Annotated in this window: 2 protein-coding genes; both read right to left on the bottom strand. The window is 29.5% G+C overall.

The window, feature by feature from the left end; genetic code table 11:
• Positions 1-200, bottom strand: a 200-nt coding sequence (locus ACW2QF_RS05920; protein ID WP_455715075.1) for a hypothetical protein, incomplete at its 3' end; no start/stop codon positions are given.
• 26 nt (positions 201-226) lie between these two features.
• On the bottom strand, positions 227-434 hold a 208-nt coding region (locus ACW2QF_RS05925; protein ID WP_455715076.1), incomplete at its 5' end, for a hypothetical protein.

The raw sequence follows: 434 nt of genomic DNA on the forward strand, positions 1-434 counted from the left end.
ACATAAATATCATATGAAGGTAAAAGGATCTGATTCTTGCTAAGGTTAGTAAATCTCCAAGGACATTGAAAATGCAAATTATAAGTTTGGTTATCATATTCCTCCTTAACATCAAAATGTAAACAACACATATCAGCAGCACGTGTTATACTATTTAATTTGGTACCTGTTAATTTAGTGATTATTTCATCTTTAAACATCTTAAGATCTCCTCTATAATAAATATCTATTTATAATATATATCTCCGAATAATTCAATAGCTAAATCTTTAATTTCTTGATAGCCATATCCTTGGTGGCCTATTTCTTTATGTAAAAATCTTCTTTGCTTTTGGGTTAAACCTAAATCATTTTTTACAGCATCTATCTGTTCATTTTGCTTTTGATTATCTTTTGGCGCATTACCATTTTGTCTACCAACGCGATCGGACTGA

The organism is Anaerosporobacter sp., from assembly GCF_965301125.1.